We start from the raw sequence: 15620 nt of genomic DNA on the forward strand, positions 1-15620 counted from the left end.
CGAAGGGGGGCGGCGGGCCGGTCGTACGAGCGGTGGGGCGTTCCCCGGTCCCGCGAGCGGCGGCTCACGGGACCGGGGAACGCCCCGGGGGTGCTACTTGCCGAAGGACAGCATGCGGGTCTCCTCCTCGCCGTCGCGGCCCATGAGCCGCGAGGACGTGGCGTAGAGGCGGCCGTCGGCGAAGGCCAACTGGCCCATGCCGACCATCGAGTTCTCCAGGCTGGTGGTGCTCTCCGGGTGCTGGAGCAGCAGCTTCGGCTTGCCTCCGTCCGGGCCGAACTGCACGGTCTGGCCGCCCTTCTCGAAGGTCGGCTCGACGTACGCGACGAGGTTGCCGGAGGAGTCCGCGGCGAGCGGGAGCAGCGAGCGGGGCTCCTCGGTCTTGCCGCGCCACTTGGGCTTGCCGGTGTCGAGGTCGAACGCGATGATCTCGTTGCTGCGGTCGAAGTCGCCGGACTTCTTCTCCTCGGTGGCCATGAAGAACAGGTCGTCCGTGGCGACCATGCCCTGGCAGCTCTGCAGCTCCTTCTCCAGGATGGACATGCCGCAGCGCTGCGTGAACGTGTCCTTGCCGCCGTCGAGTTGCGAGCGGACCTTGCCGTTCTCCTTGAACGCGACGATGTTCCAGGACTTGTCGTCCCGGTTCACCAGGGAGACGACGAGCGGCTTGACCGAGTAGACCTTCTGCACCTCGAAGCCCTTGGGCGTCTTGAAGCGCCACTTGACCTTGCCGGTCTTCGGGTCGATCGACTTGAGCTGCTCGTTCTTGTCCGGCTGGGCCAGGCAGGAGTCGACGGCGAGCACCGCATCGCCGTCGGCGGCGAAGGAGTTGGGGAAGCAGCCCCGGTCCTTCTTCAGCGTGTACTGCTCCTCGCCGTCCTTCAGACTGTACGCGCTGCCGGACTGGGAGCGGGCCACCATCACGTTCTCCCCGGCGATCTCCAGGTCGAGCGTGACGGTCGAGTCGAAGAGGCCGCCCGTCTCGGTCTTCTTCTGCCAGCCCTTCTCACCCGTGTTCAGGTCGATCATCTGGAGCTGGTTGCACTTGCTCTTCTCCTGGTTGTCCGTGTCCTTGTAGGCCACGACGACCATGCCCTCCTCGGAGGGGCGGGGCGGGGTGTCGCACACGGCGTGCGGCAGCTTGACGCTCCAGGCCTTGCTGCCGTCGCTCGACTTGAACGCGGTGACCTCGTTGTACCCGGCCTGGATGACGTTGTCGCCCACGGTCCAGATGTTCATGAGCTCGGCGCCGTTGCGCGGGACGTCGATCTCGTTCTTGGCCGCCCAGACCTTGGCCTCACCGGGCTTGCGGCCGGAGTTGAGGTCGTCCTCGCCGCCGTCGCGGCTGCCCGCGGTCTCCTCGCCGCCGCCGGTGGGCTTGCCGTCACCGCCGCCGCCCTTGGCGACGGGCTGCTTCTTCGCCGGCTCGTCGTCCCCGCTGGTGGCGAACCAGACGCCGCCGCCGATCACGAGGACCGCGGCGAGGGCCGCGCCGATGATCGCGGCGGGCTTGCCCTTGAACGGGCTGCCCGAGCCGCCGGACCCGGCAGGGCCGCCGGGCATGCCGGGCACGGGCGCGCCCGGGTACTGCGGCTGCTGCGGGTATCCGTACGCCGGACCGGGAACCCCCGGCTGCCCGGGCTGCCCCGGCTGTCCGTACGGGCCCGGCTGGGCCTGGGCGTACGGGTTGTCCGGCGCGGGCACGCCGGGCTGGCCCTGCTGCGGGTAGCCGTACCCGGGCTGTGGGGGCGGTGGGGTGCCGGGAGGTGCGCTCGGCGGGGCCGCGGGCACAGGCGCGGCGGGCGGGGCGGACGGCGGGGCCGGCGGCACCGGAGGCGTCTGCGGCGGCTGGCCGGGCGCCTCGGACATCCCCTGCTGAGGGTCCTGCGGTGCCCCGGCACCACCCGGCGGCTGCGGCGGTTGGCTGGGCGGCTGACTCATCAGCGGCGTACCTCTTCACACGGGTCCCGCAGCCCGACCGACCTCCCCCGCAATTCCGTTGGTCAATTTCCCCCGGAAAGGAGCGAATCGGGCATTGTCCCCGTACCTGTATGTCAGTCGAGCGGGAGTTCTTTCTACCACTGACCACCGACATCAAGCCGCGCCGGTCGCCCCCTTGTTCCCAAGGGAGGACCGGCCTGTGATGCCGCTGTTACCGCCCCTCGCGGGCCGTGAGCGGGCGGTTGCGGGAGGGGCTCAGGAGGCGTCCTCGGCGAGTTCCAGCCAGCGCATCTCCAACTCGTCGCGCTCCCCGGCGAGTTCGCGGAGCTCGGCGTCGAGCTGGGCGACGCGGGCGAAGTCGGTGGCGTTCTCGGCGATCTCCGCGTGCAGCTTTGTCTCCTTTGCGGAGATCTTGTCCAACTGCCGCTCGATCTTCTGCAGTTCCTTCTTCGCCGCCCGGGCGTCCGCCGAGGACTTCACGGGCGCCGTACCGCTCTGCGGCGCGGGCGCGGCCGGGGCGGCAGCGGCGGCGGCCGCCTCCTCCATGCGGTGCCTGCGCTCCAGGTACTCGTCGATGCCGCGCGGCAGCATCCGCAGCGCGCCGTCGCCGAGCAGGGCGAACACCCGGTCCGTGGTGCGCTCGATGAAGAACCGGTCGTGGGAGATGACCACCATCGAGCCGGGCCAGCCGTCGAGGACGTCCTCCAGCTGCGTCAGCGTCTCGATGTCGAGGTCGTTGGTGGGCTCGTCGAGGAACAGGACGTTCGGCTCGTCCATCAGGAGCCGCAGCAGCTGCAGCCGCCGCCGCTCACCGCCGGACAGGTCCCCGACCGGCGTCCACTGCTTCTCCTTGCCGAAGCCGAACTGCTCGCACAGCTGGCCGGCGGTCAGCTCCCGGCCCTTGCCGAGGTCGACCCGGTCCTTGACCTGCTGCACGGCCTCCAGGACCCGCCAGTTCGGGTTCAGCTCGGCGACCTCCTGCGAGAGGTACGCCAGCTTCACCGTCTTGCCGACGACGACCTTGCCGGCCGCCGGCTGCTCCTCGCCCTGGCTGCGGGCGGCGGCCGCGAGCGTACGGAGCAGCGAGGTCTTGCCCGCGCCGTTCACGCCGACCAGACCGATCCGGTCGCCGGGGCCGAGCTGCCAGGTCAGGTGCTTGAGCAGCACCTTCGGGCCGGCCTGTACGGTCACGTCCTCCAGGTCGAAGACCGTCTTGCCGAGCCGGGCGCTGGCGAACTTCATCAGCTCGGAGGTGTCGCGCGGCGGCGGCACGTCGGCGATCAGCTCGTTGGCGGCCTCGATGCGGTAGCGCGGCTTGGACGTACGGGCCGGGGCGCCGCGCCGCAGCCAGGCCAGCTCCTTGCGCATCAGGTTCTGCCGCTTGGCCTCCTCGGTGGCCGCGATCCGCTCGCGTTCGGCCCGCGCGAAGACGTAGTCGCTGTAGCCGCCCTCGTACTCGTAGACGTCGCCGCGCTGCACGTCCCACATGCGGGTGCAGACCTGGTCGAGGAACCAGCGGTCGTGGGTGACGCAGACGAGCGCCGAGCGGCGCTCCCGCAGATGCCCGGCGAGCCAGGCGATGCCCTCCACGTCGAGGTGGTTGGTGGGCTCGTCCAGGACGATCAGGTCCTGCTCGGCGATCAGCAGCTTGGCCAGGGCGATACGGCGGCGCTCGCCACCGGAGAGCGGGCCGATGACGGTGTCGAGGCCCTTCTCGAAGCCCGGCAGGTCGAGCCCGCCGAAGAGGCCCGTCAGCACATCCCTGACCTTGGCGTCGCCCGCCCACTCGTGGTCGGCCATGTCACCGATGACCTCGTGCCGGACGGTGGCCGCCGGGTCGAGGGAGTCGTGCTGCGTCAGGACGCCCAGGCGCAGGCCGCCGCTGTGCGTGACCCTGCCGGTGTCGGCCTCCTCCAGCTTGGCGAGCATCCGGATCAGGGTGGTCTTGCCGTCGCCGTTGCGGCCGACGACGCCGATGCGGTCGCCCTCGGAGACGCCGAGGGAGACCGAGTCGAGCAGGGCACGGGTGCCGTACACCTTGCTGACTGCCTCGACATTGACGAGGTTGACTGCCATTTCACTCCTGGGACGGGGGTTTGTGCCGACGTCCCAGCGTAGTCGTTGCGCGCGGGCCGACCGGGGCTCGGTACCGGGACTCCGCCCCCGGCCCCCGGCTCCTCAGACGCCGGAGGGGCTTGATCGCCGGCCGTCGTTCATCTGCGGCACCGTCGTGGCTGGTCGCGCAGTTCCCCGCGCCCCTTGAGATGCGCACTTCGTGCGGCATCTCACCGGGGAAGACAGCGGCGCAGCCGCAGGCCTTCAGGGGCGCGGGGAACTGCGCGAACGGCCACGACGGCGCCGCAGCCGAACGACGGCCCGGGAGCCGTCCGCTAGGACTTTCGGGAAGGGGCGGGGTGGGGAAGAAAACACCCGCCCGCGACCAGCGCCCACCCGCCCAGCACCATCCCCACCGCCACCGGCGCCGACACCTCCACCGCGATCAGCGTCGCCGTACGCCCCTCCAGCAACCCCCCGAAGCCGACCATCGAAAGCCCGAGCACGCCGAACAGGCAGAACGTGATGCCGACGGCCGCCAAGGGGCCGGAGCCGACGACCACCGAAGCGGACACCGGGCGTTCGAAGCGGCGGAACGCGGCGACCAGGAGCGCCGTGACCAGCACCGCCGCCCCCACCCGCAGCGGCGCCTGCGCCCACCACTGCGCGCTCGCCGGACGCGGCAGCGGCACGTCGAGGGCGAGGAGCGCGCCGTACACGCCGAGCATCGCCGTGAGGTGCCAGAGGAAGGCCGTCATGGCGACGCCGCTCGCGGCGATCACCCCGCGCCACACCCGCGGCCGCCGCAGCCACGCCCCGACCGGTCCCCGGACCAGCTCGACCGCGCCGACCAGCCAGAGCCCGTGGCAGAGCAGGGCGAACGTGGGCGGGGCCATGTTGGAGATCTTCTCGCCGGGCATGCCGACCATGGACAGCGGGTACGGCCCGTACGTCACAAGGGCGACCGCCCCCGCGAGCCCGCACCCGGCGAGCGCGGCCGGGACGCCCCGTACCCGGAGCCGGCCGTCGGCGCGCAGGAACCCGAGCTGGTGCACGGCGAGCCAGACGAAGGCGAAGTTCAGGAACTCCACGTACGGGACGCCGAGCGCGAAGCGCAGCAGGTCGACCGTGCCCGCGGCGGCGACGAGCGCGGCGAACGCGGCCCAGCCCCACCGCTCGTGCGCCCTGAGGAGCGGCGGCGTGAACGCGACCATCGCGAGGTAGATGCCGATGAACCAGAGCGGCTGGGTCACGAGCCGCAGCGTGACGTCCAGCAACCCGCCGCCCGCGCCGAGGAGTTGGAGCCCGAGCGCGAGCGCGCCCCAGACCAGGACGAAGGCGATCGTGGGGCGCAGGAGCCGTTGCAGCCGGGCGCGCAGGAACGCCGCGTAGACCCGGTCGGAGCCGGTGCGGCGGCACAGCGAGCGGTAGGACTGGGCGTGCGCGAAGCCGCCGACGAAGAAGAACACCGGCATGATCTGCAGGGCCCAGGTGAGCAGTTGGAGCTCGGGCACGACGGCGAGCAGGTTGCCGACCTCGACGCGTCCGCCCGCGCCCGTCGCCACCGCCGCCATCAGCCAGTGCCCGAGCACGACGGTGCCGAGCGAGGCGACGCGCAGCAGGTCGATGTAGCGGTCCCGGGTGTCGGGCGTGGCCGCGGCGAGCCGCGTGACGGTGGAGTCCATGCCGGTACGGTCCCGGCCGGGGCCGCGCCCGCGTCAGGGCGCGGCTACTCAACTCCCGTCTGAGTACGGGTACTCACGACGTACGGGGGTTACGGACCCTCGACCACCGTCGCGCCCGGCGCCGGGGCCTCGGCGACGCGGACCGCGCGGCACGTGTCCGACTTGAGCAGCGCCTCGGCGACGGCCTCGGCGGACTCGGCGTCCCGGGCGAGGAACGCGGTGGTCGGGCCCGAGCCGGAGACGAGGGCCGCGAGGGCGCCGCCGTCGGTGCCCGCGGCGAGGGTCTGCTCCAGGGCGGGGAACAGGGCGAGCGCGGCGGGCTCCAGGTCGTTGGCGAGTACCCCCGACAGCGCCTCCGCGTCGCCCGCCCGCAGCGCCTCGATCAGCGCGGGCGAGGCCTCGGGGACGGGGACGTCGAGCCCCTCCCACTGGCGGTCGAACTCCCGGTACACGGCGGGCGTGGAGAGGCCGCCGTCGGCAAGGGCGAACACCCAGTGGAACGCGCCGCCGACCTCCAGCGGGGTCAGCTGCTCGCCCCGGCCGACGCCGAGGGCCGCGCCGCCGACCAGGCTGAACGGCACGTCACTGCCCAACTCGGCGCAGATGTCGAGGAGTTCGGCACGGGAGGCGTTCGTGCCCCAGAGCGCGTCGCACGCCATCAGGGCGCCCGCCGCGTCCGCGCTGCCGCCCGCCATGCCGCCGGCGACGGGGATGTCCTTCGCGATGTGCAGGTGCACGTCGGCCCTGCGTCCGTGCCGCTCCGCGAGGGCCAGCGCCGCGCGCGCCGCCAGATTGCTCGCGTCCAACGGCACTTGGTGCGCGTCCGGGCCGGAGCACGTCACCCGCAGCTCGTCGGCGGGGGTCGCCGTGACCTCGTCGTACAGGCCGACCGCCAGGAACACGTTGGCCAGGTCGTGGAAGCCGTCCGCGCGGGCGCCGCCCACGGCCAGCTGGACGTTGACCTTCGCCGGCACCCGTACCGTCACGCTCATGGGCTCGCTCACTGGCCCGCTCCCCGGTTCTCGGCGATCTTCGCGAACTGTTCGACGGTGAGGGACTCGCCGCGGGCCTGCGGGGAGACCCCGGCGGCGACCAGGGCCTGCTCGGCGGCCGCGGCGGAGCCCGCCCAGCCGGCGAGCGCGGCCCGCAGGGTCTTGCGGCGCTGCGCGAACGCGGCGTCGACGACGGCGAAGACCTCCGCGCGGGACGCGGTCGTCGCGACCGGCTCGGTGCGGCGGACCAGCGAGACCAGGCCGCTGTCGACGTTCGGCGCGGGCCAGAAGACGTTGCGGCCGATGGCGCCGGCGCGCTTGACCTCCGCGTACCAGTTGGCCTTCACGGAGGGGACGCCGTACACCTTCGAGCCGGGGGTGGCGGCGAGGCGGTCGGCGACCTCGGACTGCACCATGACGAGCGTGCGGTCGATGCTCGGGAACGTGGCGAGCATGTGCAGCAGGACGGGCACCGCGACGTTGTACGGCAGGTTCGCGACCAGGGCGGTGGGCTGCGGGCCCGGCAGCTCGTCGACGAGCATCGCGTCGGAGTGCACGAGCGCGAACCGGTCGGCGCGCTCCGGCATGCGGGCCTCGACGGTCGCGGGCAGTGCGGCGGCGAGCACGTCGTCGATCTCGACGGCCGTGACCCGGTCCGCGGTCTCCAGGAGCGCGAGCGTCAGGGAACCGAGCCCCGGGCCGACCTCCACGACCACGTCGTCGGGCCGCACCTCGGCGGTGCGGACGATACGGCGGACCGTGTTGGCGTCGATGACGAAGTTCTGGCCGCGCTGCTTGGTGGGGCGTACGCCCAGGGCGGCGGCCAGCTCACGGATGTCGGCCGGACCGAGGAGGGAATCGGGGCTGTTGCTCACCGCACAAGGGTAAAGGGACGCCCGGGGACCCCCGCCCTCGCCTTGCAGCCGCTCACAGCCGCGACCCGCAGTGCGGCCACGGGCTCGCCCCGCGCTGCATGTACAGCTTCTTCGCGCGGTACGTCTGCTCCGCCGCCGGGGCGTCCTGCGGGCGGCCGGTGCCGCCGAGGCTCTGCCAGGTGCCCTGGTCGAACTGGTACAGCCCGCCGTAGGTGCCCGACGGGTCGACCGCGTCGGGGCGGCCCCCGGACTCGCACTGGGCGAGCGCGTTCCAGTCGAGGCCGTCGGCGCCCTGCACGCTGGTCGGCAGCGGCCGGGTGCCGACCTTGACGTGCTGGGTCTGCGGGGCGCGCACCAGCTGCGACTCGATCCGCCGGGGCCGCTGCCGCACCCCGTTGACGGTGCGCAGCTCGTACGTGACGCGGCGCGCGCCCTGCCGGCCGGCGCGTTCGACGACCTCGGTGCCGCGGTAGAGCGTCGCGTCCTCGGTGCGCCGCACGTCGAAGGCGATGGGCTCCTCGCGCACCTCGCGGCTGCCGGTGATCCGCAGGACGGTGAGGGTCTGGCCGTCGCGCGGGAACGAGTCGGGCGGCACGGAGGTGGTGTCCTGGCCGCGCAGCGAGATCCCGGCCTCGGCGACGGCCTCGCGGACGGTCGCGGCGTTGGTGCGGACGGTCCGCTCCCGCCCGTCGGCCATGACCGTGACGGTGCGTTCGGTGCGGACGTCGAGTTCGAGGCCGTCGCGGGCGATGCGCTTCGAGCGGTCGGCGGAGAGGTAGGCGCCCTCCGCGCGGACGCCGAGCTGGCGCAGGGCGCCCTCGACGGTGCGGGCGGTCGTCCAGAACTGGCGGCGCTCCCCGTCGAGGGTGAGGCGGACCAGCCGGCCGTAGCGGACGACGACCTCGTCGCCGCTGGTCAGGGCGGTGCCGGGGGCGGGGGCCACGATGTCGTGGGCGCCCACCGCCAGGCCCTCGTCGGCGATCAGCTCGCCGACGTCGTCCGCGAAGGTGTGCAGGGTGCGGGGCTTGCCGTCGACGGAGAGCTGGACGGCCTTGTCCTTGGCGATGAACGCCGTGGTGCCGCCGGCGAGGAAGGCGACGACCAGGGCCTGCGGGAGCAGCCGGCGCAGCGCCTCGGGCCGCTCGGCGCTCTGCCGCCGCCGGGCCGCCCGCCGCGCCTCGGCCCTTCCGCCGGTCGCCGCGGGGGCCTGCGGCGGGGCGTCCGGGGCGGGGGTCCGCGGCGGCGCGACGGTCGAGCCGCGCCGTTCGTCGGTCGAGCCGCGCCATTCATCAACGTTCACGACGAGCGCTCCAGTACGGGTCCTGAACTCGGGCGAGCAGAACCTAGCGGAGCGTCCGTCACTCTCCAAAGCCGCACGAACACGTGGCGTCACGAAGTGACCGTGGGTGGCGGCTCTGGCCCGGGATCGGGTGCCCGGCGCGTTATCGGTCAGTAATCAAATGCGCGCGCCGTGTTGGCCCGCACCGCCTCCGCCAGCACGTCCTCGTCGACGCCCTTCACCGCGGCCATCGCCCGGAGCGTGACCGGAATGAGATAGGGCGCGTTGGGCCGACCGCGGTACGGCGCGGGTGTCAGGAACGGGGCGTCGGTCTCGACCAGGACGAGTTCGAGCGGCGCGACCTCCAGGGCGTCGCGCAGCGGCTGGGCGTTCTTGAAGGTGACGTTGCCGGCGAACGACATGAAGTAGCCCTGCTCCGCGCAGATCCGGGCCATCGCCGCGTCGCCGGAGTAGCAGTGGAAGACGGTGCGCTCGGGGGCGCCCTCCTCCTTCAGGATCCGCAGGACGTCGGCGTGCGCCTCGCGGTCGTGGATGACGAGGGCCTTGCCGTGCCGCTTGGCGATCTCGATGTGCGCCCGGAACGACCGCTCCTGCGCCTCCTTGCCCTCGGGCCCGGTGCGGAAGTAGTCGAGCCCGGTCTCGCCGACGCCCTTGACCTGCGGCAGGGCGGCCAGCCGGTCGATCTCGGCGAGCGCCTCGTCCAGCGCGGCGTCCCCGCCCGGCTGGCGCGCGCCCTGCCGCGACCAGCCTCCCCCAGCCCTAGGGGGCTGGGAGGTACCCCCAGGGTCGCCGAGGACGATCCGCGGGGCCTCGTTGGGGTGCAGGGCGACCGTCGCGTGCACGGCCTCGTGGGCGGCGGCGGTCTCGGCGGCCCAGGCGGAGCCCTTCAGGTCGCAGCCCACCTGGACGACCGTGGTCACGCCGACGGCCGCCGCGTCCGCGAGGCTCTCCTCGACCGTGGCGGACTGCATGTCGAGGTGCGTGTGCGAGTCCGCGACCGGAACCCGCAGGGGTTCCGGCAGCGGCGGCGGTGCGTCTTTGGCGTCCTTGACGTCCTTCGGGCTCATGCCTCCGATCCTACGAAGGCCGCTCCGCGCTACGAAGGCGGCTCCGACCGGTCGTTCTCGTGGTGGTGCCGGAACGGATGCAGCAGGTCGGAGAGGTGCCAGTGGTGCTCGGACTTCCGGGCCGCGTCCGCACCGGACTCCGGCGCCCGGGCCGCCTCGGGCTTCTCCGCCGCGGGCTGACCGGCGTACTCGAACGGCTGCCCGTAGGGGATCTGATGGACCGAGGACACCTGCCCCGCCCGCATGATCCGTACGACGTGGCCGCCGCAGTTCATGCACGTGGGCCTGGTCAGCGGGGATGGCACCCGCTGGCCGTCGACCACGTACATCACGAATTCGTTGCCCGCGCCGTCGACGAAGTGCTCGATCTCGTACGACTGCTCCCAGCCGTGCCCGCAGCGCATGCAGGCGAAGGAGTACGACTCGTGAACGGTGGCGACGGCCTCGCTCGGCATACTCGTGGTGGTGCGGCCGGTGGTCTCACTCATGCCAGCTCCTCTTGTCCGCCGGACAAGCACGTACCGGGACGGTCGGCGTCCCTGACACCAGTGGACGCCCGCGCCCGGGGGGAGCGCATCAGGCCTGTCGAGAATTGGAGCTCTCTTGGCCTTCTCCAGAGGAAAAAGGCCTGGTGCGCGGCCTACGCTTTGCCTTTCACGATAGTCCTTTGCCGTCCCGTGGCGCGCTGCGAGCCGCATTCTTCGCCGCGACCACGGCGTCGAACACCTCCCGCTTGGGCAGGCCCGCCTCCGCCGCGACCGCCGCGATCGCCTCCTTGCGCCGCTCCCCGGCCTCCTCGCGCACCTGCACGCGCCGGACCAGCTCGTCCGCGTCCAGCTCCACGGCGGTCTCCGTCGCGCCCTCGACGACGACGGTGATCTCGCCGCGCACCCCCTCGGCGGCCCACGCGGCGAGCTCGCCGAGCGGCCCGCGCTTCACTTCCTCGTACGTCTTGGTCAGCTCGCGGCAGACGGCGGCGCGGCGGTCGGCGCCGAAGGCCTCGGCCATCGCGGCGAGGGTGTCGTCGAGGCGGTGCGGGGCCTCGAAGTAGACGAGGGTGCGGCGCTCGCCCGCGACCTCGGCGAGGCGGCTGCGGCGCTCGCCCGCCTTGCGCGGCAGGAAGCCCTCGAAGCAGAACCGGTCGACCGGAAGCCCGGACAGGGCGAGCGCGGTGAGCACGGCGGACGGGCCGGGCACGGCGGTCACCCGGATGTCCCGCTCCACGGCAGCCGCGACCAGCCGGTACCCGGGGTCGGAGACGGACGGCATCCCCGCGTCGGTGACGAGCAGCACCCGCGCCCCGCCCACGAGCGCCTCGACCAGCTCCGGCGTACGGGCGGCCTCGTTGCCCTCGAAGTACGACACGATCCGACCACCCGGCTGCACCCCGAGCGCCTGCGTGAGCCGGCGCAGCCGACGAGTGTCCTCGGCGGCCACGACATCGGCCGACTCCAGCTCGGCGGCGAGCCGGGGCGGGGCGTCGGAGGTGTCGCCGATGGGGGTCCCTGCGAGTACGAGCGTTCCTGCTGTCACGGGCCCATCCTCCCAGGGAACGGAACGCACCCCGACCGAGCCTCCGGCCCCTCCCCCGCCGCCCCGGCCCGCCCCTGGGCCCGAGCCGTCCCCCGGCTACGACCTCGCGTCCGACTCCGACCAGGGGTGCGGGTCCACCCCCGACCAGCCATCCGGGCCCCGCCCCGCCCCGACCAGGGGCCCGGGCCTCGCCCCGCCCCGACCCGGCGTCCGAGTCCCGCCCCGCCCCGGCGGCCGGGCATCCGAGTCCGACTCCAACCAGGGGTCCGGGGCGCGTCGTGGCCCGACCTGGGGTCGGACGCCAACTCCGACCAGGGGGCGGCTTCGACCCCGACCAGCTGCCCGCGCCCCGCGCCGCCCCGCCCCGACCCGGCGTCCGAGTCCCGCCCCGCCAGGCGTCCCGGCCCCGCCCCGGCCACCCGCGCGCCCCCGGCCTGCCCCGCCCGGGAGGCGAGTACCCCGGCCTGCCCACAGTGTCGTTCCCTACGATGGCGCGGTGACCAGTGCAGCGTCCACGACGGACTCCACCGACGCGCAAGCGGGCCCGGCCACCGAGACGGAGGAGCCCGCGGAGCGGGCCTGGCAGCTGCGGCTGCGCCGATTCGGGTACACGGCGCGGCCCAGAGCCGACGTCCGCGCCCGCCTGGTCCCCGCCTTCACCGAACCCGGGCCCCGTCTGTGGGCCGCCTTCGGTGTGGACGCCGACCGGGCCGCGCCCCTGAACCGGCTGCTGGCCTGGGCGGGGCCGCTGTTCGTCGCCCTCGTCGCGGGCGCGCTGCGGTTCTGGCACCTGGGTCGGCCGGACAAGGTGATATTCGACGAGACGTACTACGCCAAGGACGCCTGGGCGCTGCTGCACCGCGGCTACGAGGTGAACTGGCCGAAGGACTACAACGACGAGGTCATCCGGCTCGGCTCCGAGGTGCCGCTCGGCCATGACGCGGCGTACGTGGTGCATCCGCCGGTCGGCAAGTGGGTCATCGCGCTCGGCGAGTGGATGCACGGCTTCACACCGTTCGGCTGGCGGTTCATGACGGCCGTGCTCGGCACGCTGTCGGTGCTGCTGATCTGCCGGATCGGGCGCCGCCTGTTCCGCTCCACGTTCCTCGGCTGCCTGGCGGGCGCGCTGCTCGCGGTGGACGGGCTGCACTTCGTGATGAGCCGGACCGCGCTGCTCGACCTGGTCCTGATGTTCTTCGTCGTCGCGGCGTTCGGCTGCCTGGTCGTGGACCGGGACCGCTCGCGCGCCCGGCTCCTCGCCCAACTCCCGGTCGACGACGACGGGTTGGTGCGCCCGGACGCGGACATCGCGGAGACCGCCCGGCTCGGCCTGCGGCCCTGGCGGATCACAGCCGGGCTCTGCCTGGGCCTGGCCTTCGCGACGAAGTGGAACGGCCTCTACATCATGGCGGCGTTCTGCCTGATGTCGGTCCTGTGGGACGTGGGCGCCCGCCGCGTCGCCGGCGCCGGCCGCCCGTACCTGACGGTCCTGAAGCGGGACGTGCTCCCGGCGTTCGTGTCGACGGTGCCGGTCGCGCTCGGCACGTACGTCGTCTCCTGGACGGGCTGGATCGTCACCGACAACGGCTACTTCCGGAACTGGGCGGCGACCGACGGCAAGGGCGGCAGCTGGACGTTCCTGCCGGACTGGCTGCGCTCCCTGTGGCACTACGAGTACGAGGTCTACCAGTTCCACATCGGCCTGACCTCCGGCCACACCTACGACTCCAACCCGTGGAGCTGGCTCGTCCTCGGCCGGCCCGTCTCGTACTACTACGAGTCCCCGGCGCCCGGCATCGACGGCTGCCCGGCGACCGCGTCCGGCAAGTGTGCGGCGGAGGTCCTCGCGCTCGGCACCCCGCTGCTGTGGTGGGCGGCCTGCTTCGCGGTGGCGTACGCCCTGTGGCGCTGGCTCTTCCGCCGCGACTGGCGCGCGGGCGCGATCCTGTGCGGCATCGCGGCCGGGTACCTGCCCTGGTTCGCGTACCAGGAGCGGACGATCTTCTACTTCTACGCCGTGGTCTTCGTGCCGTTCCTGTGCCTGGCCGTCGCGATGATGATCGGCGCGATCCTCGGCCGCCCCGGCTCGACGGAACGCCGCCGCACGGTGGGCGCGGTCGGCGCGGGCGTCCTGGTCCTGCTGATCATCTGGAACTTCGTCTACTTCTGGCCGATCTACACGGGCACCCCGATCCCGGTCGACTCGTGGCGGGCGCGGATGTGGTTCGACACGTGGGTGTGACAGACGGCGTCGATCCCCTTCTCGTACGGGGGTGTTGATCCCGTTCGTATAACGGTGCGCCGTCCGTCCTGTGCGCGGCCGCCCGGCCGGTGAGGCTTGTCACCCGGGGCCTATAGGGTGCCCATTCGGCGGGGGTCGGGAAGCGCGGGGCATCCGCGGAGGAAGCAGCTGTGGGCAGGAGAGAGCGCATGGAACCCCAGGGCGGGTACGGCACCGGAGCCTCGGGCTCGACGAGCGGGATGCGCAAGGAGGCCAAGATCGCGCTGATCGGGGCCGCCGTCGTCGCGGTCGCCGCGGGCGCGGGCTTCACCGCGTACGCCCTGACCGGGGGCGGCAGCGAGAACACCTCGGCCCAGGGTGGGGACCGTACGGCCGCGGGCGAGCCCAAGGCCGAGCTGGGGCCGCTGACCGCCGCCGAAGTCCGGGCCACCGGCGGGGAGTTCCTCACCGCGTGGGCGAAGGGCGACGCCGCCGCGGCCGCCGCGAAGACCGACGACGCCGCGGCCGCCCGGACCGCCCTCACCTCGTACCGCGAGGACGCGCACCTCACCGACGTGAAGCTGCAGCCGGGCCGGGCGAGCGACGGGAAGGTGCCGTTCTCGGTCTCGGCGACGGCGTCGTACGAGGGAACGAGCAAGCCCTTCGCGTACGAGTCCGAGCTGACCGTCGTGCGTGACGAGAAGAGCGGGAAGCCGGTCGTGCGCTGGGCCCCGTCCGTGATCCACCCGGAGCTGCGCGAGGGCGACTCGCTGCGCGCCGACGAGTCCGGGAAGCCGCCGATCAAGGCCGTGGACCGGGACGGCACGGAACTGACGGCGAAGAAGTACCCGTCGCTCGGCACGGTCCTCGACTCGCTGCGCGAGAAGTACGGCGACAAGGCGGGCGGCGAGCCGGGTGTCGAACTCCGCATCGTGCGGGGCGACTCGGGGGCCGAGAAGTCGGGCAAGTCCGACGACAAGGCGCTGCCGGACAAGACGCTGCTCACCCTCAGCAAGGGCACCCCGGGCACCGTCGAGACGACGATCAGCGCGAAGGCGCAGGCCAACGCCGAGGCCGAGGTGGCCAAGCGGCAGCGCGCCTCCGTCGTGGTGCTCAAGCCGTCCACGGGCGAGGTGCTCGCGGCCGCCAACTCCAACACCACCGGCATGAACGTGGCGCTGCAGGGCTCGCTCGCGCCGGGCTCCACGTTCAAGATCGTGTCCGCGTCGATGCTTCTGGAGAAGAACCTCGCGGGCATCGACAAGCCGCACCCGTGCCCCAAGTACGAGACGTACGGCGGCTGGAAGTTCCAGAACGTCGAGAAGTTCGAGATCAAGAACGGCACGTTCCGCTCCAGCTTCGCGGCGTCCTGCAACACCGCGTTCATCTCGCAGGCGAAGAAGCTGAAGGACGACGACCTGACCAAGCAGGCCCAGGAGGTCTTCGGGCTCGGCCGGGGCAACTGGACCAGCGGCGTCTCCACCTTCGACGGCGCGGTGCCGGTGCAGTCCGACGCGCAGATGGCCGCCTCGCTCATCGGCCAGGGCGGGGTGCGGGCGAACCCGCTGAACGTGGCGTCGGTCATCGCGACCGCCAAGACCGGCACGTTCAACCAGCCGTACCTGGTCTCCCCCGACGTGGACGGCCGTGCCCTCGCGAAGGCGCCGCGCAAGCTGGACGCCTCCGCGCAGGCCCAGCTGAAGCAGCTCCTGGAGTACACGGCGACGTCCGGCTCGGCGGCCGAGGCGATGTCCGGGCTCGGCCCCGACATCGGCGGCAAGACCGGCTCGGCCGAGGTCGACGGGCAGAAGAAGCCCAACGGCTGGTTCACGGCCTGGCGCGGCGACCTGGCCGCGGCGGCGGTCATCCAGGAGGGCGGCCGCGGCGGCACGTCGGCGGGACCGCTGGTGGCTTCGGTGCTGCGGGGCGGGGCGTAGTTCCGGGCGGGCGG

General features: G+C 73.0%; 11 protein-coding genes. 2 read left to right on the plus strand and 9 right to left on the minus strand.

The features are described 5' to 3' along the window. Positions 1-93: 93 nt before the first annotated feature. The 9 genes from ACIDOF_RS26435 to rsmI all read right to left on the minus strand — a co-directional run bounded on the left by ACIDOF_RS26435 (position 94) and on the right by rsmI (position 11448). Positions 94-1869: a PQQ-binding-like beta-propeller repeat protein gene (locus ACIDOF_RS26435; RefSeq protein ID WP_409008594.1), complete on the minus strand. Its 1776-nt coding sequence runs from the start codon at positions 1867-1869 to the stop codon at positions 94-96. 327 nt (positions 1870-2196) lie between these two features. After that, a complete protein-coding gene (locus ACIDOF_RS26440; RefSeq protein ID WP_409008595.1) occupies positions 2197-4017 on the minus strand; it encodes an ABC-F family ATP-binding cassette domain-containing protein in 1821 nt (606 codons plus the stop codon). A 314-nt stretch (positions 4018-4331) separates the two neighbouring features. Then, positions 4332-5681 (minus strand): acyltransferase family protein, encoded by a 1350-nt coding sequence (locus ACIDOF_RS26445; RefSeq protein ID WP_409008596.1) that lies wholly within the window; start codon positions 5679-5681, stop codon positions 4332-4334. Between the two features lie 89 nt (positions 5682-5770). Further along, entirely contained in the window at positions 5771-6673 is a 903-nt protein-coding gene (locus ACIDOF_RS26450; RefSeq protein ID WP_409008634.1) for a 4-(cytidine 5'-diphospho)-2-C-methyl-D-erythritol kinase, read from the minus strand. Between the two features lie 8 nt (positions 6674-6681). Continuing rightward, positions 6682-7548, minus strand: coding sequence for a 16S rRNA (adenine(1518)-N(6)/adenine(1519)-N(6))-dimethyltransferase RsmA (gene rsmA, locus ACIDOF_RS26455; protein ID WP_409008597.1), 867 nt, complete (start codon positions 7546-7548; stop codon positions 6682-6684). A 52-nt stretch (positions 7549-7600) separates the two neighbouring features. After that, positions 7601-8848 carry a ubiquitin-like domain-containing protein gene (locus ACIDOF_RS26460; protein WP_409008598.1) on the minus strand — a complete coding sequence of 416 codons (1248 nt, stop codon included), beginning with the start codon at positions 8846-8848 and terminating at the stop codon, positions 7601-7603. A gap of 149 nt (positions 8849-8997) precedes the next feature. Continuing rightward, a complete protein-coding gene (locus ACIDOF_RS26465) occupies positions 8998-9915 on the minus strand; it encodes a TatD family hydrolase (RefSeq protein ID WP_409008599.1) in 918 nt (305 codons plus the stop codon). Positions 9916-9944: 29 nt separating this feature from the next. Further along, complete coding sequence (locus tag ACIDOF_RS26470) at positions 9945-10403, minus strand: hypothetical protein (protein ID WP_409008600.1); 459 nt, start codon at positions 10401-10403, stop codon at positions 9945-9947. Between the two features lie 166 nt (positions 10404-10569). Then, a complete protein-coding gene (gene rsmI, locus ACIDOF_RS26475) occupies positions 10570-11448 on the minus strand; it encodes a 16S rRNA (cytidine(1402)-2'-O)-methyltransferase (RefSeq protein ID WP_409008601.1) in 879 nt (292 codons plus the stop codon). A 496-nt stretch (positions 11449-11944) separates the two neighbouring features. On the opposite strand from rsmI, the gene ACIDOF_RS26480 reads away from it, so the two are divergent. Both ACIDOF_RS26480 and ACIDOF_RS26485 read left to right on the plus strand, forming a co-directional pair. After that, positions 11945-13690, plus strand: a complete 1746-nt coding sequence (locus ACIDOF_RS26480) for a dolichyl-phosphate-mannose--protein mannosyltransferase (protein WP_409008602.1) — start codon at positions 11945-11947, stop codon at positions 13688-13690. A 239-nt stretch (positions 13691-13929) separates the two neighbouring features. Further along, positions 13930-15606, plus strand: coding sequence for a penicillin-binding transpeptidase domain-containing protein (locus ACIDOF_RS26485; protein WP_409008635.1), 1677 nt, complete (start codon positions 13930-13932; stop codon positions 15604-15606). Positions 15607-15620: the final 14 nt, after the last annotated feature.

It is taken from the genome of Streptomyces sp. Da 82-17, assembly GCF_046098215.1.
GTDB lineage: Bacteria > Actinomycetota > Actinomycetes > Streptomycetales > Streptomycetaceae > Streptomyces.